A 26,268-nucleotide genomic window follows, 5' to 3' on the forward strand; every position below is an offset into this window, starting at 1 on the left:
CCAACCCCAAGCCCTACATCTGGACCAAGACCGCAGAGGACATCCTCGAACGCCTCGCCGGATATCTGAAGCGAATTCCCGACTCAGAAGACTAGCACTACGATCAGAACTACCAGGACACCCAGGCCCTTGAAAAATGCTCGCATGGGACACTTTCACACTGTGAGTCCCACTCTGTCAGCTGATCGACAAGATGCAGAGACCCCGCTGACCACCTGGGTCACTCGAATCCCTTACGAGTGCCGGTGCTGCACCAGGACTGATCCTTCGTCGTAGGAACGTAATGATCTTCCCCGCCGCGAGCCTGGGGGTCGTCTCCCGCCCAGGTCAGTGACCCACACGCCGCAACAGTCGCCTTGGCCTCCGGAGCCGTGTGCGCAGGTTCGAATCCTGCCGGGGGCACTTCCGTTTCACCACGTGAGTGCCTGGCGAACCCCGCAATCAGCAGCAATGCTGGCGGCGGGGTTTTCTGCATATCCGACGATCGTGCGGGCGAGGGCCGCACTCGCCGCGCGGTCATGCGGATCAGCAGCAGCGGGGGCGGGTCGGGCGGTTCAGAGGCCCAAGGGATGGCTGGAGAGCCATCCGGTATGCCGGGACCGGAGCTGGTCGCGCTCTTGAGGGGTGGAAAGGAAGGCGTCGGCGCCTCCGTCGTAGGGGTGGTAGATGCGCCGCATACCGATGTCCGTGATCATGATTCCCCCCACCTTGTCGTCGGCGACGTCGCGCAGCAGCTCATCAAGGCAGCCGCGCTGCCAGGGTCGGCGTACGACGAAGAGGTGGGCGTAGGTGCGGAATTCCGGGTCCGGGTCGTCCTCCGCCAGCAGGCTCCGCCAGTAGTCGGCCCCCGGTTGGGGAGGTGGTGCCTCGGCTTCCGTGGTCCACGCAGGAGTGATCACGTAGACATCCGTACCGGCGAACAATTCGTCGAGCACAGTGTTGTGACGCTCCAGGACGACGCTGTACTCGGCCTCATCCTCTGCATACCTCTTCGACTCCGGCAGGCTGTGAAAGCGCACCCACACGCCCCCGTACGGGCCTCGGAGCTTGTACCCCACCGGAGGACAGTCCGGCCACCGCTGCTGCCACAACTCGGTCAGGGCCGACTCCCCGCTCACTCACACCAGTCCTTTCCGCATGGGTAACAGCCGAGGACCATGATGCTCACCGCACGTCCGTCGGCGTACCGATTTCTGACGGCATGACGTGAGCCCCGGATTCCTCCGGGCTCACGTCGTTCGCCAGTCCACTGGCCTTGCAGGATGCGGCCGTTCGTCTTGGCTTCCTGGCCGTCGGGCCCTGATCAGTCGTCCACGGTCAGCAGGCACAGACGACCAGGGCCCGGTACGCATCCGGATGCCGGGCGTACGCAGAGGGGCCGGCTCAGTGTCGAATCTCCCGCGCCAATTCACCGGCGTCGTCGTACAGCTCCAGGGCGAACCGAAGGCCGAAGCGGCTGAGCAGGCCTGCGAGATCGTCGAAGCGATCCGGGTCGATGACGCCGTTCAGGAGAACCTCTCGCCCCTCGATCGGGTCCAGCTCGATCTGTCCCCAGCTGGTCTCCACCTCCCAGCCGTACCAGGATGACGGGCGCCGCGACCAGCCGGCGCGGACGAAGGCATTGGCAGCGGCGTAGGCGTCCCGGCAGTCGTTCAAGGCACCGCAGAGGTTGTTGTTCACCTCCGTCCACTGCGAATCCAACCTCTGCCCACCATCGGATATCTCCACGGGGGGAGTATGCAGCCTCGAAGCCCTCACCCAGGTGGACAGTGGGCTCGATCATCCGCTAGCGGACCGATGGGAGCTGCTCGTTGCTGACGTCCTGCTCCCGCTGCCAAGCTGATGCCATGGATCTTGACGCTGCGTCACCCACCGGGTTCGGTCGCGGGACTGCTGCTGCGGCCAGGGCGGCCACGCCGGGCGAAGTCGACTGTGATCCTGGGCGTCTGTTGGAGCGCCTGAACCAGGCGGTGCGTCTGCCCGAGGTGTTCGGCGGCCTCCCGGCGGTGGTACGTCTCCTCGATCGGCTCGCGGCAAGTGAAGCGCAGGGCACGCATCAGGTGTGGATTCCCGACACGAACGGGCGTCTGGCTCCCTCGATGATGCTGAGGGAGGGCTTCCCCGCTCCGGACATCCATGTCGTCGCCTCCCAGTACGGCGAGGACGCCCACCGCCGGGGTTGGCTCCGCCTCGACCGCACGCTCACGTCGGCTGAGCACGCTGACGTCGTGGAACGGGCTCTCACCTGGTCGCAGAACGACCGTTCCCTGCATGAACTTGTCGCCGAGTTCGGCCCCCCGTCCGTCACGTTCGGATCCACGGACCCGGACCGTCCCAAGACGGTCAGCTATGTCACCGGCGACCGCACGGCTCCGGTTGCCGCATTTCATTTCGGCTCCGCTCGGACTGGAGCGGCCGCAGGGACGGGCGACGGGTCGCGAGTCGGCGCGGTCCTCCTCGGGGTCCGCGTCCACGATGACTTCTTGGGCGGATGGGAACTCACGCCATTCGGAGAGGATCGCTTCTGCTGAACGGCCGGGAGAACGCCGAACGCGGGGCTTCGTGCTTCCACGGGCTGCGCGCGCAGCCAGGTACGGGCGGAGGCGGGCGCGGGCGGAGGCGGTCCCATGGCGTCGCGGAGTCCTACCGGGGCTTGCGGTACGTGAATTCGACCTTGCCAAGTCGCCTTCCGTCCCCGTCTGTCCGCACCATTTTCAGTTCGCTTACCGAGCCCTTCAGCTTGGCATGATACTGATAGGACGTGTCGGTGGGCGTGAGCATGTGGCACACCAGCTGATTACCGGAGACGGTATACAGGCCGCGCACGTTGTCGGCTCGTGAGTTGTCGAAGTCGCGCAGCCTGGTGTGCAGGGCCTGGTGGAATTTCCTCGCGGAGCCGAAGCCATGGCGGTAATTCACACTGAATTCAAAAACCTCGCCGGAGTCAGTGAAGGACAGGCACCTGTCCACGTCGTCGTTGGGCAGGAAGAGGATGAACTCGCCACGCGAAGCGGGACGGCTGTACACCCCGTCCAGTCGCGGCAGCACCTTGGCGCCGGCCCGCCATTCGTCGGATGCGGGCCGCGGGTAGCCGCGTGCCACGACGTTGCCGGAATCGCGGGGGACACCGATGTACGCGAAACTCCGGCACCGGTCCGGGACGTCGTCGTCCCCGCAGCGAAGGCAGCTGAGCGCGTCGCACGCAAAGCGCACCAGCGGCACGCCGTACATCACGTGGAGATCGCCCATTCTCCAGGGATGCGCGTAGGCGTCGTTCGGGTGACCGTGGTCGCACTCGACGAAGCGCAGCGGTGAATCCCGCAGGGTTTCCCGGAACCGGTTCATCTCCGCCTCGGTGACCGGATACGGCAATGCGGTCATGATCCCCTCCCCCTGGCCGCCGACCCGGCGAGCCGAAAACGACTCTACCGATCGCGGAATCCACTCGACCGGGAATCGGGCATTTTGCCCGCTTCGAAGTCGGCATGGAAATTCTCGGAGCTGCCGGAGGGTGCCTGCCCGGCCGAGTCGCCTGGTCCTCTGCGCCGCGGGCTCCTGCCGCGACACGGCTCCGTCCCGTGCGGAGCCGTCATCGCACGGCTACGTCTGGATGAGGAAGACCACGACCACGATGACGACCGCGATGACCACGCCCAGGAGCCTCCCGAGCTGCTCCGGCGACTTCCGGTACAACCAGTTTCCCGTGGGCCGGAACCTGGTGGACGGGTCCGTGCTCGCCTTCCACCAGGCGATGATCTCCTCGGAGTTCGCGTCGAAATCAGGGTCGGGGTACAGCGAGCTGCGCTGGAGCGCGGGCAGCGAGCGGGTCCGCCCGCTGTCGAAGGTGACCCGAAGCGTGAAGTACTCGCCGAACCGGCCGCTCCCCTGGTGGACGCCGACCCATCGGATCTCGTGCCAGGGGTGGGTGCGACCCCGCCCGAAGCCGGAGGAGATGGTGACTCCGGCCGCACCGACCGTCGTCCGGCACCGGCGCATCCTGATGAAGTTCAGCCCGGCGAACGCGAACGTCCCGCCGAGAAGCCAGCCCGCCGCCGTGGCGCCGAGTCGCGCGCCGGAGACGGCTGCTTCGACGAGGAGCACTGCTGCCAGCAACCCGATCTTCGACCATCGCGCGTGGCGGTACCGCTCCCTCCCCCGGACGGTCAGTTCGCGACGAGCACTCACAGCGAATCCCCCCGATCTCGCACCCGTGACGGACGTCTGATTCCCCCGCACCCGTCCGGTCCCGCTCCCCGGTGGACCGACCCAGGGATCTTGCTGCCGGGGGCAATCCTTGCACCACCCGGCCGGACATACCTGTGCGGTAATCGGCAGCTTCACCTGCGGCAACGCTGCCGACTGCTGGTGCAACCGCCCGGCGTCCGTACGCGTCCGCCGGGAGCGCCGAGGTCACCTCTAGTGCCGGTCGGAGGGGAGCTTCATGAAACTCAGTGCGCCCGCCTCGTGGTGCTCCGCATGCGGAGTGCGATCACCGTAGCCCTCCCAGTCGAAGGTGAGTTGCGCGAAGGGGAGGGTGAGGTTGCCGGCGTCGTGCTGCGGCCGACCCGGTGAGGTCAGGACGAGGAGGAGCTGATCGTCCAGTTCGAGGATCACCTTGCCGGAGCGGGCCGCGGACCACGTCAGCCGGTGGGCGTTGTCGTACGGACGCCCGAACCAGCCACGCGGGAGCCGCAGTCCGGCCACCCCGTTCGCGGCGAACCAGCCGGTGACGGCCTCGACGATCTCTGCCGTGTCGTTCACGGTGCCCTCCTTGCCCGTTCCAAGCCACGTCCTGGTCCAGGATCGCCGACCTGCTCCGCGCGTGCAGCGGGTTCGAGTCCCGCCGGGCGCGGCCGGGTCCACGCCGGCGGAGGCGCCGGGTCACCAGGGGTCGGGCAGGCCGGCTCCCGTGGTGATCAGGGCGCGCAGGCTGCCGTTGACGTAGTGCAGCCAGGCCGTGGAGCACGCGCCGAAGCACTCGACGTCCGGCAGCAGGCCCACGTGGGTGAAGCGCAGTTCGGTACCGGCGGCGCTGGGGGCGATGTCGAACACGATCTCGGTGCCGGTCCACTCGTCCGGCTCCGGGATGAAGGACAGGTGGCTGTCGGTGACCCGCCAGACCACCCGATGGGCCGGCTCGAGTGCGACCACGCGCTGGAGGCTGTAGTGCTGCGGTGGGTGCCGGTAGGTGAACTCGGCGCCCAACTCGTCGGCCCGACCTTCGACTTGGCCTGTCCACCAGGCGCCGACGTTCAGGACGGCGGCGAAGACCTCCTCGGGTGACTGCTCGACCGTGTACGACGTCGAGTAGCCGCGCTCGGTGCGTGCCGTTTCTGCTGTGCTCATCTGTCCCCCATCTCGTTTCCTCTTCCCCGATCGCCGGGTGGGCGGCTCCGCTTCGGGGCACGGCCCTGCCGCACCGCCACGGGTGTGGCGGCGGGGCGTGATCAGGTCGGCATGCCCCGCTGGATCCGCTCGGCGATCCGCTTGATCCGCTGCAGCCGGGCGTCCCAGGTCGCGCTCACAGCGGCCAGTTGGGCGACGGCACGGGCGAACTGGGCCTCGTCCACGTCGTAGCGGCGCGCGCGGCCCTCCGGCGTCACGTGCACCAGGCCGATGCGCTCCAGCACGCCGAGGTGCTTGGCGACCGCCTGCCGGGTCACGGGCAGCCGCTCGCTGAGCGTGGTCGCCGTGCCGCCTCCGTCGGCCAGGAGCAGGTCGAGTATCCGCCGCCTGGTCGGGTCGCCGACCGCGGACCAGAGGTCGTCGTCGATCGCGGTGCTCACGGCCGCGTGACCAGCCGCTGGGCGTGTGTGGCCAGGCGCGGCAGGAAGAGGTCCCAGCCGCGGGCGTGGTCGAGGTAGGCCTCCTCCATTACGGCGGCCTCCCACCCGCGCTCGCGGAAGCCGGTCTCCTTGAAGCGCAGCAGGGTGCCGTCGCCGGACGGGACGAGGTCGATGGTCACGAGGAACGAGTTCGTCTCGGTGGCCTGCCCCTCGTCGTACCCCCAGCGGAAGGCGAACCGGCGGGGCGGGTCCGCCTCCAGGACGGTGAGCGGCACGATCGCCGCGCCGGGTGCCGCGGGGTCGCCGAACGTGATCGTGCCGGTGGCGCCGGGGACCGGGTCGAGGTCGGCGTCGTCGGGCCACCACTCGCGCAGGTGCTCGGGAGAGGTGATCACCTCGTAGACCACCTCGGGGGCGGCGTCGATGCGCAGCTCCCGCTCGATGCTTCCGTACTCCATGTGACCCTCCTGGCTCGACGCGACACACCGCAGCTCGACGCAACCGGCGGTTGCACATCACGCTATCCGGCACGCGGCCACTGGCGCAACCTTTCGTTGCGCGGGAGATATCGGCGCCGATCACCCCCTCCGCAACCCGCACCGAAGACGACCCGCGCCACGGACGACCAGCACCGCCGAAGCCGCCAGGCCGCCGGCGTCGTCAGCCCTTCACCGTGGCATCCCAGTCGATGCGGTGGGCGAACATCCACGCCATCCTCTCCGGCTTGACCAGCCGGGCGAAGATCCGCAGCATCCAGGCGTTGACGACCCGCCCGACCGGCCCTGCGGCCTTCGCGCTGTTCTTGCGGGTGGTGGCGGCGATGATCTTCTCGACCCGCGGGCGGCGCAGTCCCTCGTACGCGGCGAAGGCCTCGGGGTAGGGCAAGTCCCGCAGGCAGCGGGCCAGTTCGATGGCGCTCTCGATCGCCAGCGCGGCGCCCTGGCCCGAGCTCGACGAGGGCGCGTGGGCCGCGTCGCCGATCAGCACCATCCGGCCGCGGCTCCAGTGCGGCACCTTGGGCATGTTCTCCACCGAGCCGACGATCATCAGGTCCGCCGGATCGGTCCGGTCGATGAGCTGCTGGGCAGGAGTGCGGTCGCCGGCGAACTTCGGCCGCAGCAGGGCCAGCCAGTCGGCGGCCGGGGTCTTCCTGGCCTCGGCGGCCGACAGCGGCTCGCGGTGCGGCAGGTTGACGAACCACAGGGCCGAGGAGTCGTCGTGGACCTGGTAGCCGAGGAATGCCTGCTTGCCGAAGCTCATCGGCATCCGGCCGCCGGTGCCGGGCAGCCCCGAGTCGCGCACCTTGGCCCCGAAGCTGATCAGCCCGGCGTGGGCGGGGCCGGGTGCGTCCGGGTCGACGAGGGTACGGACCGTGGAGCGGATGCCGTCCGCCCCGATCAGCACATCGGCGGTCGCGGTACTGCCGTCGGCGAAGTGCGCGGTCACACCGTCCGGGCCCTCCTCCGCGGAGACCAGCCGCCTGCCGTGCTCGATCCTGATGCCGCGGCGGTCGGCCTCGGCGTAGAGCACCCGGTACAGGTCGGCGCGCCAGAGGAGCTGCATCGGCGGGACGCCGGGCGGGTTGCCGAACTCGCCGAGCCGCCGGCCGGCCCAGTCCTGCATCTCGATGCCGGTCATCGGGACACCGATCGGCCGGACCAGGTCGCCGAGGCCGATCACGTCCAGCGCGTCCATGCCGTTGGGCGCCAGGCTCATACCGGCACCGACCGCGCCTGCCGTCCCCTCGTACGCCTCGTGCACCGTGACCTCGATACCGGCCTGCCGCAGGGCCATCGCGGCCACCGGTCCTGCGATGCCGCCGCCTATGACAAGAGCTGTACGAATCACGGCCGTCTCCCTTTCGACGCGGGGCGAAACTCTCACGGCGCGATAGTCGCACTGCAACTAGTCGCACGTCAACTAGTGACGATCGGGCTATCATCGTCGGCATGAGCGCACAGGCCCGCAGTTCACCCCTGGGACTCACCGTGCTGGGCATGCTGCACACGCAGCCCCTGCACCCCTACGGCATCCAGCGGCTGATCAAGCAGTGGGGAAAGGACCAGGTCGTCAACGTCGGCCAGCGCGCGAGCCTCTACCGCACGATCGACCGGCTGCACGCGGGAGGACTGGTCGCCGTCAAGGAGACCGAGCGCGACCAGCAGTACCCGGAGCGGACGGTCTACGAGATCACCGACGCCGGGCGCGCCGCGACCCGCACATGGCTGGAGGAGATGCTCGCCGTACCCCGGCAGGAGTTCCCCGACTTCCCCGCCGCCCTGTCGCACCTGATGATGCTGACCCCTGACGAGGCCCTGCGGGTCCTGGAGCGGCGGGAGCAGCGGCTCGCCGCGGCCCAGGAGGGGCTGGACGCCGGCCTGGCCGCCGGTGCGGGCCTGCCGCGGGTGCTGGTGCTCGAAGCCGAGTACGCGCACACCGTGGCCACCGCCCAGCTCACCTGGATCCGCTCCACGATCGGCGACCTCCGCGACGGCCGGCTCACCTGGTCGCAGGAGGAGCTGTCCGCGATGGCCGCCGCGTACGGGGACGCGGGGCGCTGAGCCGGCCGCTGGACCGGGCCGCCGCGCGGAGCAGAACCAGCCGCATTGCCCGGCGTCGAGCGGCCGCTCGACCGGGTGCCGAACCGACCGGCGGCCGCCCCGACTTCAGGTCGTGGTGGTCGCGGCATTCCAGGGGGAAATCCCACGGATGGGCTTGTGGTTTGCGTGACCGGCTTCATGGGCCTCAAACCATCGCGCGCTCGGAATGACGGCTGTCAACGAGCGCGGAAAGCCCCGTGAGTTCGCCCGCGCAGGCGCGAAGGAGAGCGGGAGGGCCGACGGCCCGCGCGGGAGGGCGCAGGGCGGGGTACGGGAGCGGCGTGGCGCTGTATCGTCCCCCGGCACGGAAGTGAGAGGGGATCAGAGATGACGCAGCCCAACCGCCGTGAATTCCTGCGCTCCGTCGGGGTCACCGCAGGCGCCGGCGCCATGTTCGCGACCATGGGGGCGCTCGGCCTGGCGCCCACCGCCGAGGCCGCCGCCGGCGAACGGCGGTATCGGGCGCCGCGAGCGGGGGACTTCACGCTCACCGGGACGGCGGCGGCCGAGGTCGTCGTGCTCGGCGGCGGTGTCGCGGGACTGGCCACCGCGTACGAACTCGGCAAGGCCGGCTACCGGTGCACGGTCGTCGAGGCCCGCGACCGGACCGGCGGCCGCAATCTCACCATCCGCGGCGGCGACACCCTCACCGACCTGCTCGGCCACCGGCAGACGGCCCGCTTCGCACCGGGCCAGTACATGAACGCAGGCCCGGCCCGGATGGCCCAGTGGATGCTCACCATGGACTACTGCCGCGAACTCGGCGTGCCCGTCGAGGTGTTCACCAATATGAACGCCGACGCGTACATCTACAACGAGTCCGAGGGCATGGACCGGCCGATGCGCTACCGCACGGCGAAGGCGGACATGCTGGGCTACGTCAGCGAGTTACTGGCAAAGGCCACCGACAGCGGCGCCCTGGACCAGGAGTTGACGGCCGACGATCGGGGTCGGCTGGTCGAATTCCTCGCGGACTACGGCGCTCTGGGCGAGGGCTTCGCGTACACCGGCGGCTCCCGCCGCGGCTTCTCCGTCTACCCCGGCGCGGCGGGCACGCCCGGTGTGCCGTACGGGGACCTGCCCACCGCGTCGCAGATATTCGCCACCGGTGTCGGCCGCTACTTCTCCTTCGAGTCCGAATTCGACCAGGCGATGCCGATGTTCCAGCCGGTGGGCGGGATGGACGCCATCCCCAGGGCGCTCGCCCGTGCCGTCGGCGGCGACAGGATCCGCACCGGGTGCGCGGTCACCGAGGTCACCGACAAGGCCGACGGGGTCACCGTCACCTACACCCGGGGCGGCCGCACCCATGTTCTCGACGCGGACTACTGCGTGGCCGCCATGCCGCCGAACCTCCTCGCCGGGGTGCGGCACAACCTCGGGTCCGCGGTGCGGTCCGCCCTCGGCGGCTTCAACCCCTTCTCCGCGGGCAAGATCGGCCTGGAGTACGCCTCACGCTGGTGGGAGAGCGACCACCGGATCTACGGCGGCATCACGGAGACCGACCTCGACGTCAACCAGATCTGGCACCCCTCGCACGGCTACCACGGCGAACGCGGCGTCCTCATGGGCTACTACACCCTGGACACGGGCGCCGACGCGTACGCGGAGCTGAGCCCGGTGGAGCGGGAGCAGCGGGCCGTCGCCGCGGGTCTGCGGATCTACGGCGACAAATACCGCACCGAACTGGCCTCCTCCTTCTCGGTCCACTGGCGGCAGTTCCCCTACCAGGAGGCCGCTTGGCACACCTCGCTGGAAAGCCCGGACGCGGCCCGCTACAAGCCGCTCACCGAGCCGACCGGGCGCGTCTACTTCGCGGGCGACTGGCTCAGCTACATGGACGCCTGGCAGCACGGCGCCTTCGCCTCCGCCCGCAAGGCCGTCACCGCCCTCCACCAGCGGGTCCTGGCCACGCGCCGGTAGTGCCCGCGCGGGACGCCGGGGTGTGAGGGCGAGCCCTCGGGAGTGGTCACCCCCCGCTCGTGCGGCGGAAATGTCGGCCGCGTTCCCGGGGCTCCGGGATTTTCGCGGGGGCGGCGGCCTCAGAGGTCGAGGACGACCTCGCCGGAGGGTTCGCTGCAGCAGACCAGGACGGTGCCCTCTTCGGGGAGTTCGAGGGGCGGGGTGGTGTAGGTGACGTCGCCCGAGACCAGGTGGGTGACGCAGGTGTGGCAGACGCCGGTGCGGCAGGACCAGCGGGTGGGGACGTCGCAGGCCTCGGCGAGTTCGAGGATCGAGTCGCGGTCGGATGGCCAGGGGGTGGTGACGCCGCTGCGGGCGAAGGTGACGGCGGGGCCGGTGCCCGGGGTGCCCGGGGGCTGGTGCGGGCGGACGGTGGCGGTGGGTTTCACTCCGGGGTTGACGGCGGGGAGGGCGCTGAACTGCTCGACGTGGATCCGCTCTGTGGGCAGTTCGTGCTCGCGCAGGTAGCCGCTGAGGGCGTCCATGAAGGCGGTCGGCCCGCACAGGTAGGCGTCGGCGTCGGTGGGGATGCCCATGTCCGCGAGTGACCTGGCGGTCGGTCGGCCGCTGAGGATGTGGGCGACCCCGCCGGTGCGGGGCTCGTCGCGGTCGGCGGCGCTCTCGCCGGTGTAGTAGATGTACGCGCGGGCGTCGGGCAGTCGCGCCAGCAGGGTGTGGGTCTCGTCGGCGAAGACGTGGTGCGACGGGTCGTGGGCGGTGTGGACCCACCACACGGGCCGCGGGTCCTTCGCGGCGGCGAGCCGGTGGAGCATGGCGAGTACGGGCGTGGCGCCGATCCCCGCGGACAGCAGGACGACCGGCCGGGTGCCCTCTTCGAGGACGAACGTCCCGCGCGGGCTGGCGACGTCCACGAGGTCGCCGGGGCGGAGGGTGGCGTGGATGTAGCCGCTGACCTTGCCGTGCGGCTCGCGTTTGACGCTGATGCGGTAGCTGTCCGCGGCGGGGGCCGAGGACAGGGAGTAGCTGCGCACGGTGGGGGCGTCGTCGCCGACGGCCAGGCGGAGGGAGAGGTACTGGCCGGGGCGGGCCTCGGGGAGGGGCGTGTCGTCGGTGCTGTCGAGGTAGACCGACGAGACGGAGTCGGTCTCGTGGACGATGCGGGCCACGCGCATGGTCTTGAAGCCCGGCCAGCCCGGCTCCTCCCTGGGCTGCTGCGAGCCGGCGTGCTCGTCGGGCCAGCCCGGTTCCTGCTCGGGCTTCCCGGCGGCGACGAGTTCGCGGAAGGACTGCTGCCATCCGGGGCTGAGCGCGGGGATCTTCAGCGCGCTGCGCAGCTTCGCGGGGTCGCGGTCGGGGAGGTAGAGCAGCGCGTCGGTGTCGGCGACGCTGAGTTCCTCCGGGCCCTTGCGGGTGCGGGTGATCTCGTTCCCGGCCTCGACCCGCCCCTCGGTGATGACGCGCAGGTAGAAGCCGGGGCGGTGGTGGGCCACGAGCAGGGCGGCCATGGTGGGTTCGCCCAGCCGCATGCCGACGCGGTAGCAGGTGACGCGGGGCTGGGTGACCTCGAACTCGGCTTCGCCGATGCGGTAGCGGTCGCCGATGCACACGTCGTCGTCGGGCAGCCCGTCGACGGTGAAGTTCTCGCCGAAGATCCCGTAGGTCAGGTCGTCGCGGCCGAGCTCCTCGCGCCAGTGGTGGTAGGACTGGAGCTGGTAGACGAGGACGGCGCGCATCTCGCCGCCGTGGCCGGCGAGGTCGCCCTGGCCGTCGCCCTCGATGTTCAGCCGCCGCACCATCCGGGAGCCGGGAGCCGGGGATTTCCAGGCACCGGTGTGGACGGTCCGCCCCTTCCAGGGGACGTCCTTGGGCATGCCTACGTTGACGGACACCAGCGTCGCCATTGCGGACCTCCTGCGGGGTGGCCGGACCATTCATATCGCGCGCGGGCGCGAAGTGGGCGTGACCCGGCTCCCGTGTCGTGCCGCCTGCCGCGCCGGCGCGGGCACGGCCACGGGTCGGGGGTGGCCGTCCGGGGACGGCGGCGCGTCGGTGTCCGCCGGCCGCCGCGGTGTCCCGGGCGCGCCGGTGGTGCCGCCCGGCCTTCATCCGGTTGCCGCAGACCGGCGTGGACCTCCGTCCGCAGGTCCGGCGGCGCTTCAGGGGCTCCCGGGCGCCGCTGCTCGCGGTGCGGGGCGCCGGCGACGGGGTCTTCGGGCCCGTTGGTCCGAGGGCCCGAAGGCCTTCGGCTGACCTGCGGGCCGCGCCCGGGCGGGACCGGCGGGCCGGAGACCTGGCTCCCCGGCCCCGGTCCGCCGCGCTACCGGGCGGCCAGCTCCAGCAGCAGCTTCTTGACCTCGGTCGCCTCGTACTGCTCGCGGGCCCCGTGCGGGTCGGAGCACAGCAGGACCGGGCCGTCCTGCGGGCTGTCGGGCAGCCGGCCGTGGGTGCCCCGCACCGCCGCCGCGCCGGCGTCCAGGCCGATGGCGCTCATCAGGTAGCGCATGCCGATCTTCTTGCGCGCCAGCGCGATGCCGGCCCTGCGCTTGGCGCCGGCGGGATCCGCGGGGTCGAAGAACAGCTCGGCGGGGTCGTAGCCGGGCTTGCGGTGGATCTCCACCAGCCGGGCGAAGTCCGGCGCCCTGGCGTCGTCGAGCCAGTAGTAGTAGGTGAACCAGGCGTCGGGCTCCGCGACGAGGACCAGGTCGCCGGCCCGCGCATGGTCCAGGCCGTACTCGGCCTTCTCCGCCTCGCCCAGCACCTCGGCGACGCCCGGCAGTTCCGCGCAGATCTTGCGTACGGCCGGCAGGTCGGCCGGGTCGGCGACGTAGACGTGCGCGATCTGGTGGTCGGCGACGGCGAACGCGCGCGACGTCCACGGGTCCAGGTACTCCATGCCGGCCTGCGTGTGGACGCGCAGCAGGTTCTCGCCGCGCAGCGCCCTGTTGATGTCGACCGGGCGGTTCGCGCGGGTGATGCCGTACTCGGACAGCGCCACCACGGTCGCGCCGCGGTCGAGGGCCAGGTCGAGCAACGGGCCGAGCACCGCGTCCAGTTCGGCGGCGGCGGCCGCGGCCTGCGGCGCGTCGGGGCCGAACCGCTGGAGGTCGTAGTCGAGGTGCGGGACGTAGACCAGGGTCAGGTCCGGGTCGTGGCGCGCCATGATCTGCTGGGCCGCGCCGCAGATCCACGCGGACGACGGCAGCCCGGCGCCGGGGCCCCAGTAGCTGAACAGCGGGAAGGTGCCGAGCGCCGCGGTCAGTTCGTCATGCAGCTCGGGCGGGTCGGTGTAGCAGTCGGGGTCCTTGCGGCCGTCGGCGTGGTAGACGGGGCGCGGGGTGACCGTCCAGTCGGTGTCGGCGCCCATGGCGTACCACCAGCAGACGTTGGCGACCGTGTAGCCGGGGTGTTCGCGGCGGGCCGCGTCCCAGAGCTTGTCGCCGCCCATGAGCCCGTTGTGCTGGCGCCACAGCAGGACCTCGCCGAGGTCGCGGAAGTACCAGCCGTTGCCGACGATGCCGTGCTCGCGCGGCGGCGCCCCGGTGAGCAGCGTGGCCTGCACGGAGCACGTGACGGCGGGCAGCACCGGGGTGAGCCCGGCCTGCCAGCCGCGCTCGGCGACGGCGGCCAGTCGCGGCATGTGCCGGAGCAGCCGGGGGGTGAGCCCGACGATGTCGAGGACGACGAGGGGGGTCGGTGGGCGGTTCAATGCGTCATCTCCCTCACGGGTTGGTCGCGCAGCCCCAGGGCGAGCAGTTCGTCCCGGGTGAAGCCCAGCTCCGCGGCGATGCCCTCGGCCAGCTGCGCGGGGCCCGAGGGGCGCCGGCCGGGCGGCAGCACGTTCCAGGTGTACGTCTCGACCTCGAGGTGGTCGCACAGGGCGGTCTCGCCGCCGACCAGTACGCCGAGCGCGGCGCGCAGTACGTCGACGGTCGCGTGCAGCGGCGGCTGCGGGGCCGCGTGCAGCGGCACGTGGTAGTGCACCCGCCACGGCCCCGGCAGGCCCGCGTCCAGCGCCTCGGCCAGGTCGTCGGCGGCCGGGCCCGCGGCTGAGCGGGTCTGGTGCAGGAAGCGCGGCTCGGCGTATCCGCGCAGCGCGGCGGCGGTGTCGGCCCTCTCGGGGTGCTCCGCGCCGAGCGCGGCGGACACCTGGACCTTCACCACCGGGAGCCCCGCGGCGGCCAGCCGGCCCAGGGCGGCGGCCGGTTCCTCCCAGGCGCAGGCCAGGTGGGCCAGGTCGAGGCACACCCCGAGGTAGCGGGTGTCGACTCCCGAGAGCTGCGCGGCGACCTGCTCGGTCGTCTCCATGACGCAGCCGGGTTCCGCCTCGAAGCCGACCCGGACCAGCCGGCCGGTCTGCGCGTGCACCGCGGCCAGCCGGTGGGCGAGTTCCGCCATCCGCCGCTCGGCGGCCGCCCGGTGCTCCGCGGTCCAGGGCGTGCGCCAGGCCAGTGGCAGGGTCGACACCGAGCCGCGGGCGGCGTCGTCGGGGAGCAGTCCCGCGAGTACCCGGGCCAGGTCGATCGTGTAGTCCATGCGCGCGTCGGTCAGCCAGTCGGGCTGGTAGACGGCGTGCTTGACGACCGGGGCGTGGAAGGAGCGGTAGGGGAAGCCGTTGCAGGTGACGACTTCGAGGCCGCGTACGTCGAGGTCGCGGCGCAGCCGGGCCACCGCGTCGGGGTCTGCGGCCAGCTGGGCGGCGACCGGTGCGGCCAGCCACAGCCCGACGCCGAGCCGGTCGGCGCCGAGCAGCCGGCGGGCGGTGACGGCGTAGGTGTCCAACTGGCCGATGATCTCGGGGAGTTCCTCGCCCGCGTGGACGTTGGTGCAGTAGCCGAGGTGGACGGTCTGGCCGTCGCGGTGCCGCAGTCGCATCAGCTGCCCCCGCGTGCCAGGGAGTTGCCGGCGAACGCCGCTTCCTGCTCCTGCGCGGGTGACAGGTCCAGCCGCCCCGACTGGCCGTAGAAGTCGACGGGGTTGCGCCACAGCACCCGGTCGACCTCGTCGTCGGTGAAGCCGGCCGCCAGCATGGCCTGCCCGGTGCGCAGGGTGAGCAGCGGGTCGCTGCGGCCCCAGTCCGCGGCGGAGTTGACCAGGATCCGCTCCGGGCCGTACTCGCGCAGCACCGCGGCCATCCGGTCGGGGGACATCTTGGTGCCGGGGTAGATGGAGAAGCCCATCCAGCAGCCGCTGCCGGCCACCGAGCCCACGGTCACCTCGTTGAGGTGGTCGACGACGACCATTCCCGGGTCCATCCCGGACTCCTTGACGACGTCCAGGGTGCGCAGGGTGCCGCGCTGCTTGTCCCGGTGCGGGGTGTGCACCAGCGCGGGCAGGCCGTGCTCGACGGCCATGGCGAGCTGCGCGGCGAAGACCTCGTCCTCCTCCGGCGTCATGGAGTCGTAGCCGAGTTCGCCCACCGCGACGACGCCGTCCTTGGCCAGGTAGCGCGGCAGTACGCCGAGCACCTCGCGGCAGCGCGGGTCGTTGGCCTCTTTCGGGTTGAGGCCGATGGTGCAGTGGTGGCGGATGCCGAACTGGGCCGCCCTGAAGGGCTCCCAGCCGATCAGCGAGTCGAAGTAGTCGGTGAAGGCGCCGGCGTTGGTGCGCGGCTGGCCGAGCCAGAAGGCCGGTTCCACCAGTGCCCGCACGCCGGCCGCGGCCATGCGCTCGTAGTCGTCCGTGGTCCGTGAGGTCATGTGGATGTGGGGGTCGAAGATGCGCATCAGCGTGCCTTTCCCTCGCGTTCTGCCGGCCGGTCCCGCATGCCGTCCCCTTCCGTGCCCGGCAGGTCGCCGAGCAGCGCCAGCAGGACCTCGGCGTCGGCGGGCATGGACCGTCCCGCGGCGCGCCGCTCGGCGGCCAGGTCGGCCAGCATGCGGGCCAGTTCGCCGTCGGCCCGGCGGTTCAGGTCCGCCACCGCGGTCAGCGGGATGTCCATGAAGACGCACTTGAGTACGGCCTGCCGCCACATCCGGTCGTCGAGGTGGGCCGCGTAGGGTCCCATGGCGGCGGCGACCAGCCGGGTGTCGTTGGTACGGATCGCGTCGTGCAGGATGTGGACCGCCCCGTCGCCCACGTCCAGCAGATGCAGGGCGCGCAGGACCGCGCGCTTCTCGTCGGCGCTGCCGTACCGGTACAGCGCGCCGACCCGTTCGGCCAGGTCGGGGCCGTGCAGCGGCAGCGCGGTCAGCAGCAGGACCCGGGCCGCCTCGTCCACGGTCCAGCCCGCCTGGTCGGAGCGGGCGCCGAAGCCGGGGCCGAGGCCGGGGCCGTCGTGGGGGCCGTGGCCCGGGCCGAACAGCGGGCCGCGCCCGCACCGCCGGCCTGCCGCGGGGAAGAGTACGGCGACCGCGTCCGGGTCGCGCGCGACCCGGCCCACCGCGTCCGCCAGCCATGCCGGGTCGGCGACCCGGCTTTCCAGTACGTGTGCGAGCTGTCCGCCGGTCAGGGCCTGGCCTCCTTCGCTTCAGCGGGTCCGCCCGCGGCCCGGGACGCGGCGAGCGCTTCGCGCAGGAAGTCCAGCGAAGCGCGCGCGACCTCGGGCGCGGCATGGGAGTGGCGGGGCAGCTCCACGGCTGTGAGCCCGTCGTATCCGGTGTCGGCGAGCGCGCCGAGCGCGGCGGGGAAGGCGACCTCGCCCGCGCCGAACTCCAGGTGCTCGTGCACGTCCCTGCGCATGTCGTCGATCTGTACGTTGACCAGGTGCGGACCGGCCTTGGTGACGCAGTCGGCCACCGGCAGCGGCTCGATGCAGCGGCAGTGCCCGATGTCGAGGGTGAGGCCGAAGGCGTCGGGAGCGCCGAGCCGGTCGCGCAGCTCGAACCAGTCGTCGATCGTCTGCACCAGCATCCCGGGTTCGGGTTCGAAGCCCAGCCGTACGCCCGCGGCGTCCGCCACGCCCACCACCTCGTCGCAGCCCCGCACCAGGCGGTCCCACGCGGCCTCGGGCGCAATCTCCGCCGGGCGGATCCCGGCCCAGAAGGAGACGGCCTCCGCCCCGAGGTCGGCCCCGACGCGGACGGCCCGCCGCAGGAAGTCCAGCCGCAGCGCGGGCTCGTCGTCGAGCAGGGTCGGGGCGTGCTTGTGCCACGGGTCGAGCAGGTAGCGGGCGCCGGTCTCGATGACGACGGCGAGCCCGAGCCGCTCCAGCCGCGCCGCGAGGGCGTCGATCCTGCGTGCCAGGTCGGGGCCGAAGGGGTCGAGGTGCTGGTGGTCGAGGGTCAGCGCGACGCCCTCGTAGCCGAGGTCGGCGACGACGGTGAGCGCGTCCTCGAGCCGGTGGTTGGCGAACCCGTTGGTGCCGTAGCCGAATCTCACGCTCATGTCGGGGACACCCTCCTGGCCAGCGCCTGGCCGAGCGGGGCGCAGGCGGCCACCGCCGCGGCGGGCAGCAGGCCGGCGGAGCGGGCGATCAGGGAGCCCTGCAGGGCGGGCAGTCCGGTGATCCCGGCGCGGACGGCGGCCCGCATGCTGCCGGCGTCGGGGGTGGCCAGGGCGCGCACCTGCGGTGCCCCGTAGCCGGCCGCGTACCAGCCGGCCAGCCCCCGGGACAGCCGGGCCCGCGGCGCCCGGTCCCGCGCGCCCGCGGGCATCCCGGCCGCGGCGAGCGCGACTCCCGCGGTGCCGGCGAGCGTCGCGGCGGGCAGCAGGCGGTCGCCGCCGCTGACCTCGCGGCGGGACAGCGCTGTCACCGTGTAGGTGTGCGCGGCGACGGTGAGCGCGGGCAGCACCGCCCGCCGCCAGCCCTTCGGGCGTGCGGCCGCGCCGAGCATGACGTCGAGCCCGCGGCACGCCGCCATCGCGGCGGGCCCCGCCGGGGTGTCCTTGAGCGCGACGTCGTAGGCCCACACCGCGCCGGCCAGCGGCACCGCCACGGCGAGCGCCCGGCGGCCGCCGGCCAGCCCGGCGAGGGCGAGCCCCGCCGCGCTGAGCCCGGCGGCGACGCCCAGGGCGGTGCCGGGCGAGACGCGTCCCGAGGGGACCGGCCGCTCGGGGCGCTCCTTGGCGTCCAGTTCGCGGTCCGCCCAGTCGTTGGCCGCCATGCCCGCCCAGTACAGGCACACCGCGGCGGCCGACAGCCCCGCGGTCCCGGCGCCGAGTGCGCCTCCGGCGGCGGCGCCCGCCACGGCGTCGCCAGGCACGGACAGTGCGGCGGGCGCGCGGACCAGTTCGGCGAGGTCGCGCAGCGAGGTCATCGCCCGCCGCCGAGCCCGGCGACGAAGGTGCGCAGCGTCTCCCACTGGGCGTGCAGCGCGTGGTCGACGTCGCCCATCGGGTCCTTGAAGAAGTACGCCAGCGGCTCCAGCGGCCCGGTCCGCCCCGCCTCGTGCGCGGCGAGCGTGATCCGTGCCAGGTCCAGGACGAGCGGCGCGGCGAGGGCCGAGTCGCAGCCCTGCCAGGTGAACTGCAGGCACATGCCGGTGCCGAGGAAGCCGGCGAAGGTGATCAGGTCCCAGGCGGTCTTGAAGTCGCCGATGTCGGGGACGTAGTCGATGCGGGTGTCGCCGTCGGGTGCGTAGCCGAGGGTCTCGTGCAGCACCCGCTGCTTGCTGACCGCCTTCGCGGCGTTGGCCCCCGGGTCGACCAGGTTGGCGCCGTCGCCGCCGCCGAGGAGGTTGACGCCCGACCAGGAGCGGACGGCGAGGTTGCGCATCGCGAACATCGGGGCGAGCACCGACTTCAGGAGCGTCTCGCCGGTCTTGCCGTCGTGGCCCGCGTAGGGCAGGCCGCGCTTCGCGGCGAGTTCGGCGAGGGCCGGCAGCCGGGCGCCGGTCGAGGGGGTGAAGTCGACGTAGGGGCAGCCGGCGGTGAAGGCCGCGTAGGCGTAGAGCGAGCTGGGCGGCAGCACGTTGCCGGGGGCGGCGAGCGCGGTGTCGAGCGCGGCGAGGCCGGCGTGGGCGGGCTGCTGCTCCACCGCGGCCTCGGTGGAGGCGACGTTGACCACCACGACCCGGTCGAGGCGGTGGCGGGTGCGGAATTCCGCGAGGTCGTGGGCGATCGCCCGGGCGGTGGCGGCCTGCGTGGCGCCCTCGGGGGCGTGTCGCAGATCCGCGTCGACCGCTTCGAGGTCGGACTGCAGGGCCTGGACCAGCCGGGCGGGTACGATCCCGGCGGCCGCGAGTTGTTCGGCCTTCTTGGCCAGCGACCCGGTGGTCACGTCGTGACCGCCGAAGTACAGGTCGCCGAAGCCGGGCAGGGCCGCGCCGTTCATTTCGGGGTGGGCGGTCACGCAGCCCACCGGGTCGGTCAGTCCCGCGCGCAGCGCGAGCGCTCCGACCACGCTGGTGGTGGCGACGGATCCACGGGCGCCGATGAGCCAGATGCCAGCACGCACTTCTTGTCCTCCGAACGCGAACACAGCGGAAGGATCTTGCGCTTCCCGTTGCGGGCCGGGCCGCGACCGGCGCGGCCGGTCAGGCCGCGGCCCGCAACAGGGGTGACCGGAATGGATCAGCCGATCTTGACGATCTCTCCGTCGTGCGCGCCGATGTCCGAGGAGCTGGTGCAGGCCGGGGCATCGGTGCAGGCGGGCCACATCATGGTGTTGTTGGCGACGTAGATCGAGCCGTCGCGGCCGGCCAGGAAGCCGGTGGGCGCGAAGAGCTTGCCCGACGCGAGGACGGTCCGCGCGTTGGTCTTGTGGTTGATCTGGATGACGTCACCGATGGGGTCGGCGGTCGGCAGGAAGCCGGTGGTGTCGAACTCGGTCACGTAGAAGTCGCCGTTGGCGCCGAAGCCGCAGCCGCTGATGGCGCTGAAGCCGCTCTGCCACACCGTCAGCTTGCCGGTACGCGGGGCGTACTTGTACACCTTGGCCTCGGTGGCCGAGCTGGGCTTGCCGGTGATCTCGCCGACGTAGACCGAGCCGTCCTTGCCCACGGCGACGCAGGAGGGTACGGCGTCGGGTCCGGTCGAGGTGTTGGGGATGTACTTCAGGACGTCGACATTGCCGTGCTTGTCGACCGAGTCCAGGGTGTTGGACGCCGCGTCGACCAGGTAGAAGCCGCCGCCGGGCTTGTTGGCCAGGGCGTAGGGGTTGGCCTCGGGGAAGTCCTCGGGGTTCAGGTCCTCGTTGGCCTTCGTCCACTCGTAGTCGACGTAGCCCGGGTTCGCGATCTGCTTGAAGGACCGGCCGGTGACCTTGAGCAGCGCGCCGGCCTGCTTGGTGAACTGCGCCGTGAGGTCCGCGGGGATCTCGGCCGGGATCTGCTGCGCGGACCCGGTCTCCAGTACGTAGAGGTGGCCGTCGGAGTAGGCCAGGCCGTTGGCGCCGACCACCTCCTCCTGGTTGAGGTTCGACGCCAGGCCCTCGACGATGCGGACGGGCTTGCCCGAGGACACGTCGGCGAGCGAGCTGGTGAATCCGTAGCACCTGGTGAGGAAGCTTTCGCCGATGCAGTACGGCGGGGCCTCACCCACCTCGGAGACGATGAGGTGCCCGCGCGGTCCCCAGACGAGGCTGCGCGGCGAGTTCAGGCCGCTTGCCACGACCTTGACCGGTGCGTCACTGGTCAGATGCGCCGGATGGCCGGCCGATTCGGCCTGCGCTGAGGGTCCAGTACCCACGCCGACGAGGGCTGTCGCCGCCGCCACTCCGGCGAACAGCAACCTGCTCGTTTTGAGACGCCACATCTTGGCCCCATCTCCCTGCGGGTTCGGGTGATCTGATTGGATGAACGGCAGCGTGTACGGGGAAAGCGCCTGTCACGGTCGTGACGGACGCGTTCCCCGCTGCTCCAGCCGCCTCAGCATCGATCAGGGGCCTTGGCTTGGACTGTTCGGCCACTAGGCGCGGACTTGGTGCGCCGGGCAGCGCGTCAGGAGCGCGCCTTCTCCGCCTGCGGGGCGGGCTTGCCCGCCGGCGGGAAGGCGGGCGCGGGCAGCGGGCCGCCGCGGAGCAGCGCACCGCAGACGACGGCGCCGGCCGCGAAGATGGCGGTGCACACCCAGAACACGGTGGTGTAGCCGTGGATGGTCGCGAGGTGGATCTGCGCCGCGGCCGGCTTGCCGTGCGCGTGGCTGCTGAGGTAGTCGCTCGCGGCGCTGGCCGCGAGCGTGTTGAGCAGCGCGGTGCCCATCGCACCGCCCAGCTGCTGGCCGGTGCTGATGGACGCCGAGGCGATGCCCGCGTCGCGGGGCTCCACGCCGGATGTACCGGTGCGCAGCGCGGCGGCGTAGATCAGGCCCATGCCGAGCCCGATCAGCATGGTCGGGCCGAGCAGCGCGGCCGCGTAGCCCGATTCGGGGCCGATCCTGGTCAGCCAGGCCATGCCGCCCGCGTTGACCAGCATGCCGGCGGCGACCAGCGGCCTGGGGCCGACCTTCGGCATCAGCACGATGTTGCCCACGTTGCTCGCCACCGCGGTGGCCACCACCATCGGCAGCAGGGCGACGCCGGAGGTGATCGCGGAGTACCCCAGGTCGGTCTGCATGTAGTAGATGACGAAGAGCAGCACACCGTAGATGCCGATGCCGACGATCAGCGCGGTGAGGTAGGCACCGCCGCGGTTGCGGTCGAGCACCACCCGGGGCGGCAGCAGCGGGTGCTCGGCGCGGAACATCCAGAACGAGAAGACGACGAGCAGCACCCCGCCGAGCGCGAGGACGCCCCAGGTCGAGGTCGCGTGCCAGCTGTGCGTCGCGGCGTTGGAGAAGCCGTAGACCAGGCAGAACATCCCGCCGGACACCACGACCACGCCGGGGACGTCCATCCTGGCGCCGGTCCTTGGCTGCCTGGTCAGCAGCATCGCGCCGCCGATGAGCGCGAACGCGGCGAAGAGCAGGTTGACGTACATGCACCAGCGCCAGTTCAGGCCCGAGGTCAGCGCGCCGCCGATGAGCAGTCCCAGGCCCGCGCCGCTGGCCGCGACGGCGCTGAACACGCCGAAGGCCTTGCCGCGCTCCTTGGGGTCGGTGAAGGTCGTGGCCAGCAGCGACAGGGCGGTCGGCGCCAGCAGCGCGGCGAAGACGCCCTGGCAGGCGCGTGCCGCCACCAGCATGCCGAAGCTGCCGGAGGCGCCGCCGACGGCGGAGGCCACCGCGAAGCCGGTCAGCCCGACGAGGAAGGTCTCCTTGCGGCCGACCAGGTCGGCCAGCCGCCCGCAGAAGAGCAGCAGGCTGCCGAAGCACAGCGCGTACGCGGTGACGATCCACTGCTTGTCGGCGTCCGTGAAGTGGAGCGCGTCCTGGGCCGACGGCAGCGCCAGGTTCATCACCGTCGCGTCGAGGGTGATCATGAGGTAGGCGGAGCAGATGACGGTGAGGATCAGCCAGCGGTTCGAGTCGCCGGCCGATGCGGTGGCTGCCCCCGGGCCCCCAGCGGCCGCGGGTGCCGCGCTCCGTGCTGACATGGTCGTCTCCTAGTCGCAGTGGCCGCTCGAGCTGAGCGTCCGTGAGGCTCTGCCTGTATGACAGGCCCGCGCTGCGGGATGTGACGGAGCCGCCGGGACGAGTGCCGGCGCGGTGGGGGTCCCGCGGGTGCGGGACCCCCACCGGGGCGCCTTCAGGAGAGGGCGACGTCGAGGCCGGCCAGGTCGGCCTGGATGTCGATGGCGCTGATCAGGCCGTCGGCGATGGTGAAGCGGAACACCGTGCGCGGCTCGCCGTCGCGCACCCAGGCCAGGCCGGGCTCCCCGTCGACGAGGGCGGGAAGCGGTGCCCAGACGCGGTTGAGGAAGGCGCGGCTGACGGCGTCGATGCCGCGCAGCTCGGCGTCGACCGGAACCCCGGAGTCGATGCCCATCCGGATCGCGGTCCGGTCGGCGCGGACCACGATATCCGGGTCGAGCACGGCGAGCAGCGCGTCGAATCGGCCCTCGCGGGACGCGGCGAGGAAAGCCCTGACGAGGTCGGCCCGGGCGGCGCGGGCGCTGTCCGCGGCGTCGTCGCCCGCCTCCTTGCCTGAGCCGCCCTGCTGGACGCGGCGGCGGGCCCTGCTGGCCAGCTGCCGGGCGGCGGCGGGCGTGCGGTCCACGATGGGCGCGATCTCCTCGAAGGGGACGGCGAACATGTCGTGCAGCACGAAGGCCAGCCGCTCGGCGGGGGTGAGCGTGTCGAGGACGACGAGCAGGGCCAGGCCGACCGAGTCGGAGAGCACCGCCTCCCGCTCCGGGTCGGCGGCTGCCTCTCCGGTGGCCACCGCGCCGGGCTCGGGGGCGTCCACGAGTTCCTCGCGGCGGGACCTGCGGGACTTGAGCATGTTCAGCGAGACGCGGGCGACGACCGTCGTCAGCCAGCCGCCCAGGTTCTCCACGGATTCGACGTCCGCCCGGCTCAGCCGGATCCACGCCTCCTGGACGGCGTCGTCCGCCTCGGCGGGCGAGCCGAGCATCCGGTAGGCCACGGAGCGCAAGCGGGGACGCTCGGCTTCGAACCGTTCGACCAGCAGGTCGTGTTCGCTCATCTCGTCACCATCTCTCGGTGCCTGTCATCTCATGACGGGCGGGAGCCCCCCGTTGTGACAGGACGGGGGCCCATCCGGCACACCCGTCACCCGGGACACCACTCACCACGGCACCGACGATACGGGCCCTCCCGCGTGCCCCGGCGGGCGGCCGCACCCCCGGGAGGGCCGGCGGGCGAGGCGGCCGGAGAGCAGGTAACCAGCGATCATCAGCCCGGCGACCAGCAGGGTCTCCGACGTGCCCCACACCCAGGTCGAGACGCTGACCTCCTTGGCGGGGATCTTGGGCAGGTCGTCGGGCGCGACGGCCGAGTGCCGGGCCGCGTCAGCCTGGAAGGCCTGGTTGCGGGCCGAGCCGTGGGTGCGGCGACAGATCGGGCGAGGGCGTGGCGGACCACCATCGGTGAGTACGCGGGGACGGGCGACTTAGGTAGGCATCCCTAAGTTGCACGGTCAACGTGGCGCAACCGGCTGCCGCGGCGCTGAACGCCGCGCGCCCCTGCCACGTACTCCCCCGGCCCCTCCGCCGCGCCCGCCCCGCGCGGCCGGCCGCTACTGGCCCGCCTCCCACAGGGTCCTGAACCGCTGCACGCGCTTGGCGACCCGGTCGGCGCGCAGGTCCATCAGCGTCTTGGTGTTGACACCGCGCAGGTCGGAGCCGATCTCGTAGGACAGTGCCTCGTCGAAGACGATGAAGTCGTTGGTCTCGTCCATCCGGGCGATGGGCGACAGGTCGGACAGCGCGAGGACCCGCACCTCGATGCCGAGGCTCTGCTGGTCGTCGCAGAGCTGGCCGAGCTCGATGGTGTTGTCCTCCGGCTTCTCGACAATGAACAGCCGCCTGATCTGCACCCCGTGCTGCTCGATGGCGTCGCGCTGCGCCCGCAGGTAGCGCTGGCCGAGCTCGCTGGGCCAGAAGTTGCGGTCCACCGCCGTGCTGGTGGCGTCGATGGTCCTGGACGCGCAACCGGTCAGGCTGACGATCCAGTCGTGGTCCTCGCCCTCGTAGTCGACGAGCTTCTGGTTGAGGTTCTCCATCAGGTTGGTCAGCCTGTCGACCTCCTGACGGGCGAAGGCCTGCATGATCACCGGTGCGCCGGAGCCCACCTTGGTGGCGCTGCGGATGAGCCGGGTGACCCGCTCGGGCGGCAGGGCGGAGCGGTCCACCATCACGAAGAGCTCGGTGACCTCGTTTATCCGGGCGAAGCCGTTGGCGACCAGTTCCTTCATCTCGGTGTTGTGGGTGGCCAGCGTGTCCTCGACCGAGGTGAGCCGGCGCTCGAAGTCGGTCATGTACTGGATGATCAGCGCCGCGCCGCCGAGGAAGATCGAGGAGGTGAGCTTCCACACCTCGGGCTGGTCGGTGACGTCGGTCAGCACGTAGCTGACACCGCCGACCAGCGCGGTCACCAGCGTCTTGAAAAGGACGGGCGGAACTCGGGGCGCGGCGGGAGCCGCCGTGGAGCGTGAGCCTGAAGTGTCTAACGATCCGGCCATGATTCGTCATCTCCCCCGGTGGGATCGTGCGCGGCTACGCCCGTTTCCGGGCGGGTCAGGGCTGCACGTGCGCGGACACGGCCAGCAGGGCCAGCTGGTCCCTGATCCGCTGCACCAGGATCTGCCACTGCCGGCTGAATCCCGGCTCCCGCTCCAACACCTCCCAGAGCGGGTGGAGTTCCAGGTCCACACGTGCCGTCGGAATCCACAGGTGCAACAGGTGGTCGATGGCGGGCCGCAGCGCGACCACGGCGTCGCGTCCGTCGGCGGAACCGAGCCGGCTGCGCTCGACCATCCGTACCAGTGTCGTGAGCAGCCAGTCGTGCAGTGCGAGGTCCTCGCAGAGCCTCGCCGCCGCGGCCGTGCCGACTCCCCCCGCCAGCCGCAGCTCCACCGTGCGCAGTCCGTCCTGCGCGACGGTGAAATTCTCGATGGACGAGCCCGCGCCGTCAGGGGCCCGCAGTGCCACCCAGCGCAGCCGGGTGAGCCGGGCGCGGAAGGGCGCCGCCCGGTCGAGCGCCGGGTCGCGCAGCACCGTACGCAGCACGCGCTCGGCTATCGCCCCCACGTCGAGTTCGCCGAGCCGGCCCGCGCCGGCCAGCATGCCGTCGGCGACGTCCCGGTCGGGCAGCTTGCCGAACGGCTCGACCATGCCGGGCCTGGCCAGGTAGTGGCCCCAGTGGCGGCGCCGGTCGGGACCGTCGGCGGTGACCGCGCAGAACGCGTCGGTCTGCAGCAGCCGGCCCTCGGTGAGGGTGGCGCGGGCGGTGACGGTGCCGACCGCGCGGACCTTCGCCCCGGACGCGGTGGGCAGGTCGCAGTCCACGCCCGTCAGCACGTCGGGCGACAGGGCGTACGGGTTGGGCCGCTCGGACAGCAGCACCCGCTGGCCCGCACGCAGCCGCAGCAGGCCGGCGGCGGCCTGGCCGGTCAGTGCCTGCGAGTGCTGCAGCAGGCAGGTGCGGACCTCTCCGCAGGCCAGGACCGCCTCCGCCGCAGCCGGCACGTCAGCCGCGCCCGGCACCTGCGACACCTGCGGGACCGCCTGGCCGCCGGCCAT

Annotated in this window: 25 protein-coding genes; 3 read left to right on the forward strand and 22 right to left on the reverse strand. The window is 71.9% G+C overall.

Annotated elements, in window-relative coordinates; translation table 11 throughout:
- Window positions 1-554 precede the first annotated feature (554 nt).
- Window positions 555-1,019, reverse strand: coding sequence for a hypothetical protein (locus ACGFMP_RS36015; protein ID WP_393678150.1), 465 nt, complete (start codon window positions 1,017-1,019; stop codon window positions 555-557).
- A 364-nt stretch (window positions 1,020-1,383) separates the two neighbouring features.
- Complete coding sequence (locus ACGFMP_RS36020; RefSeq protein ID WP_393678152.1) at window positions 1,384-1,728, reverse strand: hypothetical protein; 345 nt, start codon at window positions 1,726-1,728, stop codon at window positions 1,384-1,386.
- A 119-nt stretch (window positions 1,729-1,847) separates the two neighbouring features.
- Here ACGFMP_RS36020 and ACGFMP_RS36025 point away from each other — a divergent pair, with 119 nt between their 5' ends.
- Window positions 1,848-2,531: a hypothetical protein gene (locus tag ACGFMP_RS36025; RefSeq protein WP_393678154.1), complete on the forward strand. Its 684-nt coding sequence runs from the start codon at window positions 1,848-1,850 to the stop codon at window positions 2,529-2,531.
- Between the two features lie 112 nt (window positions 2,532-2,643).
- Here the strand turns inward: ACGFMP_RS36025 and ACGFMP_RS36030 are convergent, their stop codons facing one another.
- The 7 genes from ACGFMP_RS36030 to ACGFMP_RS36060 all read right to left on the reverse strand — a co-directional run bounded on the left by ACGFMP_RS36030 (window position 2,644) and on the right by ACGFMP_RS36060 (window position 7,634).
- Window positions 2,644-3,381: a hypothetical protein gene (locus ACGFMP_RS36030; RefSeq protein WP_393678156.1), complete on the reverse strand. Its 738-nt coding sequence runs from the start codon at window positions 3,379-3,381 to the stop codon at window positions 2,644-2,646.
- A 219-nt stretch (window positions 3,382-3,600) separates the two neighbouring features.
- Complete coding sequence (locus tag ACGFMP_RS36035) at window positions 3,601-4,185, reverse strand: PH domain-containing protein (RefSeq protein ID WP_393678157.1); 585 nt, start codon at window positions 4,183-4,185, stop codon at window positions 3,601-3,603.
- 231 nt (window positions 4,186-4,416) lie between these two features.
- The gene (locus ACGFMP_RS36040; protein ID WP_393678159.1) at window positions 4,417-4,761 is read right to left on the reverse strand and encodes a hypothetical protein; all 345 of its coding nucleotides are present in this window, start codon (window positions 4,759-4,761) and stop codon (window positions 4,417-4,419) included.
- A 120-nt stretch (window positions 4,762-4,881) separates the two neighbouring features.
- Entirely contained in the window at window positions 4,882-5,346 is a 465-nt protein-coding gene (locus ACGFMP_RS36045; RefSeq protein WP_393678161.1) for an SRPBCC domain-containing protein, read from the reverse strand.
- Window positions 5,347-5,447: 101 nt separating this feature from the next.
- The gene (locus ACGFMP_RS36050; RefSeq protein ID WP_393678162.1) at window positions 5,448-5,786 is read right to left on the reverse strand and encodes an ArsR/SmtB family transcription factor; all 339 of its coding nucleotides are present in this window, start codon (window positions 5,784-5,786) and stop codon (window positions 5,448-5,450) included.
- Complete coding sequence (locus ACGFMP_RS36055) at window positions 5,783-6,244, reverse strand: SRPBCC domain-containing protein (protein ID WP_393678164.1); 462 nt, start codon at window positions 6,242-6,244, stop codon at window positions 5,783-5,785. Before ACGFMP_RS36055 ends, ACGFMP_RS36050 begins: the two co-directional genes overlap by 4 nt.
- Window positions 6,245-6,446: 202 nt before the next feature.
- A complete protein-coding gene (locus ACGFMP_RS36060; RefSeq protein WP_393678165.1) occupies window positions 6,447-7,634 on the reverse strand; it encodes an FAD-dependent oxidoreductase in 1,188 nt (395 codons plus the stop codon).
- A gap of 101 nt (window positions 7,635-7,735) precedes the next feature.
- On the opposite strand from ACGFMP_RS36060, the gene ACGFMP_RS36065 reads away from it, so the two are divergent.
- Together ACGFMP_RS36065 and ACGFMP_RS36070 are read left to right on the forward strand one after the other, a co-directional pair.
- Window positions 7,736-8,347: a PadR family transcriptional regulator gene (locus ACGFMP_RS36065; protein WP_393678167.1), complete on the forward strand. Its 612-nt coding sequence runs from the start codon at window positions 7,736-7,738 to the stop codon at window positions 8,345-8,347.
- Between the two features lie 429 nt (window positions 8,348-8,776).
- Window positions 8,777-10,309, forward strand: a complete 1,533-nt coding sequence (locus ACGFMP_RS36070; protein ID WP_393678210.1) for a flavin monoamine oxidase family protein — start codon at window positions 8,777-8,779, stop codon at window positions 10,307-10,309.
- Between the two features lie 119 nt (window positions 10,310-10,428).
- On the opposite strand, the gene ACGFMP_RS36075 is transcribed toward ACGFMP_RS36070, so the two are convergent.
- The 13 genes from ACGFMP_RS36075 to ACGFMP_RS36135 form a co-directional block, all read right to left on the reverse strand.
- Window positions 10,429-12,210, reverse strand: a complete 1,782-nt coding sequence (locus tag ACGFMP_RS36075; protein WP_393678168.1) for an MOSC domain-containing protein — start codon at window positions 12,208-12,210, stop codon at window positions 10,429-10,431.
- A 416-nt stretch (window positions 12,211-12,626) separates the two neighbouring features.
- Window positions 12,627-14,015 carry an alkaline phosphatase family protein gene (locus tag ACGFMP_RS36080; protein WP_393678169.1) on the reverse strand — a complete coding sequence of 463 codons (1,389 nt, stop codon included), beginning with the start codon at window positions 14,013-14,015 and terminating at the stop codon, window positions 12,627-12,629.
- Window positions 14,012-15,181 (reverse strand): metabolite traffic protein EboE, encoded by a 1,170-nt coding sequence (gene eboE, locus ACGFMP_RS36085; protein ID WP_393678171.1) that lies wholly within the window; start codon window positions 15,179-15,181, stop codon window positions 14,012-14,014. The genes ACGFMP_RS36080 and eboE overlap by 4 nt, the downstream gene beginning before the upstream one ends.
- A complete protein-coding gene (locus tag ACGFMP_RS36090; RefSeq protein WP_393678173.1) occupies window positions 15,181-16,032 on the reverse strand; it encodes a TatD family hydrolase in 852 nt (283 codons plus the stop codon). Before ACGFMP_RS36090 ends, eboE begins: the two co-directional genes overlap by 1 nt.
- Window positions 16,032-16,688: an EboA domain-containing protein gene (locus tag ACGFMP_RS36095; protein WP_393678174.1), complete on the reverse strand. Its 657-nt coding sequence runs from the start codon at window positions 16,686-16,688 to the stop codon at window positions 16,032-16,034. Before ACGFMP_RS36095 ends, ACGFMP_RS36090 begins: the two co-directional genes overlap by 1 nt.
- A 65-nt stretch (window positions 16,689-16,753) precedes the next feature.
- The gene (locus ACGFMP_RS36100; protein ID WP_393678176.1) at window positions 16,754-17,632 is read right to left on the reverse strand and encodes a sugar phosphate isomerase/epimerase family protein; all 879 of its coding nucleotides are present in this window, start codon (window positions 17,630-17,632) and stop codon (window positions 16,754-16,756) included.
- Window positions 17,629-18,504 carry an SCO3242 family prenyltransferase gene (locus tag ACGFMP_RS36105; protein ID WP_393678177.1) on the reverse strand — a complete coding sequence of 292 codons (876 nt, stop codon included), beginning with the start codon at window positions 18,502-18,504 and terminating at the stop codon, window positions 17,629-17,631. The genes ACGFMP_RS36100 and ACGFMP_RS36105 overlap by 4 nt, the downstream gene beginning before the upstream one ends.
- Window positions 18,501-19,643 carry an inositol-3-phosphate synthase gene (locus tag ACGFMP_RS36110; RefSeq protein WP_393678179.1) on the reverse strand — a complete coding sequence of 381 codons (1,143 nt, stop codon included), beginning with the start codon at window positions 19,641-19,643 and terminating at the stop codon, window positions 18,501-18,503. The genes ACGFMP_RS36105 and ACGFMP_RS36110 overlap by 4 nt, the downstream gene beginning before the upstream one ends.
- A gap of 116 nt (window positions 19,644-19,759) precedes the next feature.
- Window positions 19,760-20,941 carry a ScyD/ScyE family protein gene (locus ACGFMP_RS36115; protein WP_393678181.1) on the reverse strand — a complete coding sequence of 394 codons (1,182 nt, stop codon included), beginning with the start codon at window positions 20,939-20,941 and terminating at the stop codon, window positions 19,760-19,762.
- Window positions 20,942-21,126: 185 nt separating this feature from the next.
- A complete protein-coding gene (locus ACGFMP_RS36120) occupies window positions 21,127-22,659 on the reverse strand; it encodes an MFS transporter (protein WP_393678182.1) in 1,533 nt (510 codons plus the stop codon).
- A 152-nt stretch (window positions 22,660-22,811) separates the two neighbouring features.
- A complete protein-coding gene (locus ACGFMP_RS36125; RefSeq protein ID WP_393678184.1) occupies window positions 22,812-23,711 on the reverse strand; it encodes a sigma-70 family RNA polymerase sigma factor in 900 nt (299 codons plus the stop codon).
- A 552-nt stretch (window positions 23,712-24,263) separates the two neighbouring features.
- Complete coding sequence (locus ACGFMP_RS36130; protein ID WP_393678186.1) at window positions 24,264-25,121, reverse strand: DUF6879 family protein; 858 nt, start codon at window positions 25,119-25,121, stop codon at window positions 24,264-24,266.
- A 142-nt stretch (window positions 25,122-25,263) separates the two neighbouring features.
- The gene (locus tag ACGFMP_RS36135; RefSeq protein ID WP_393678188.1) at window positions 25,264-26,268 is read right to left on the reverse strand and encodes an SCO2521 family protein; all 1,005 of its coding nucleotides are present in this window, start codon (window positions 26,266-26,268) and stop codon (window positions 25,264-25,266) included.

It is taken from the genome of Streptomyces sp. NPDC049040, from assembly GCF_043197715.1.
Lineage (GTDB): Bacteria > Actinomycetota > Actinomycetes > Streptomycetales > Streptomycetaceae > Actinacidiphila.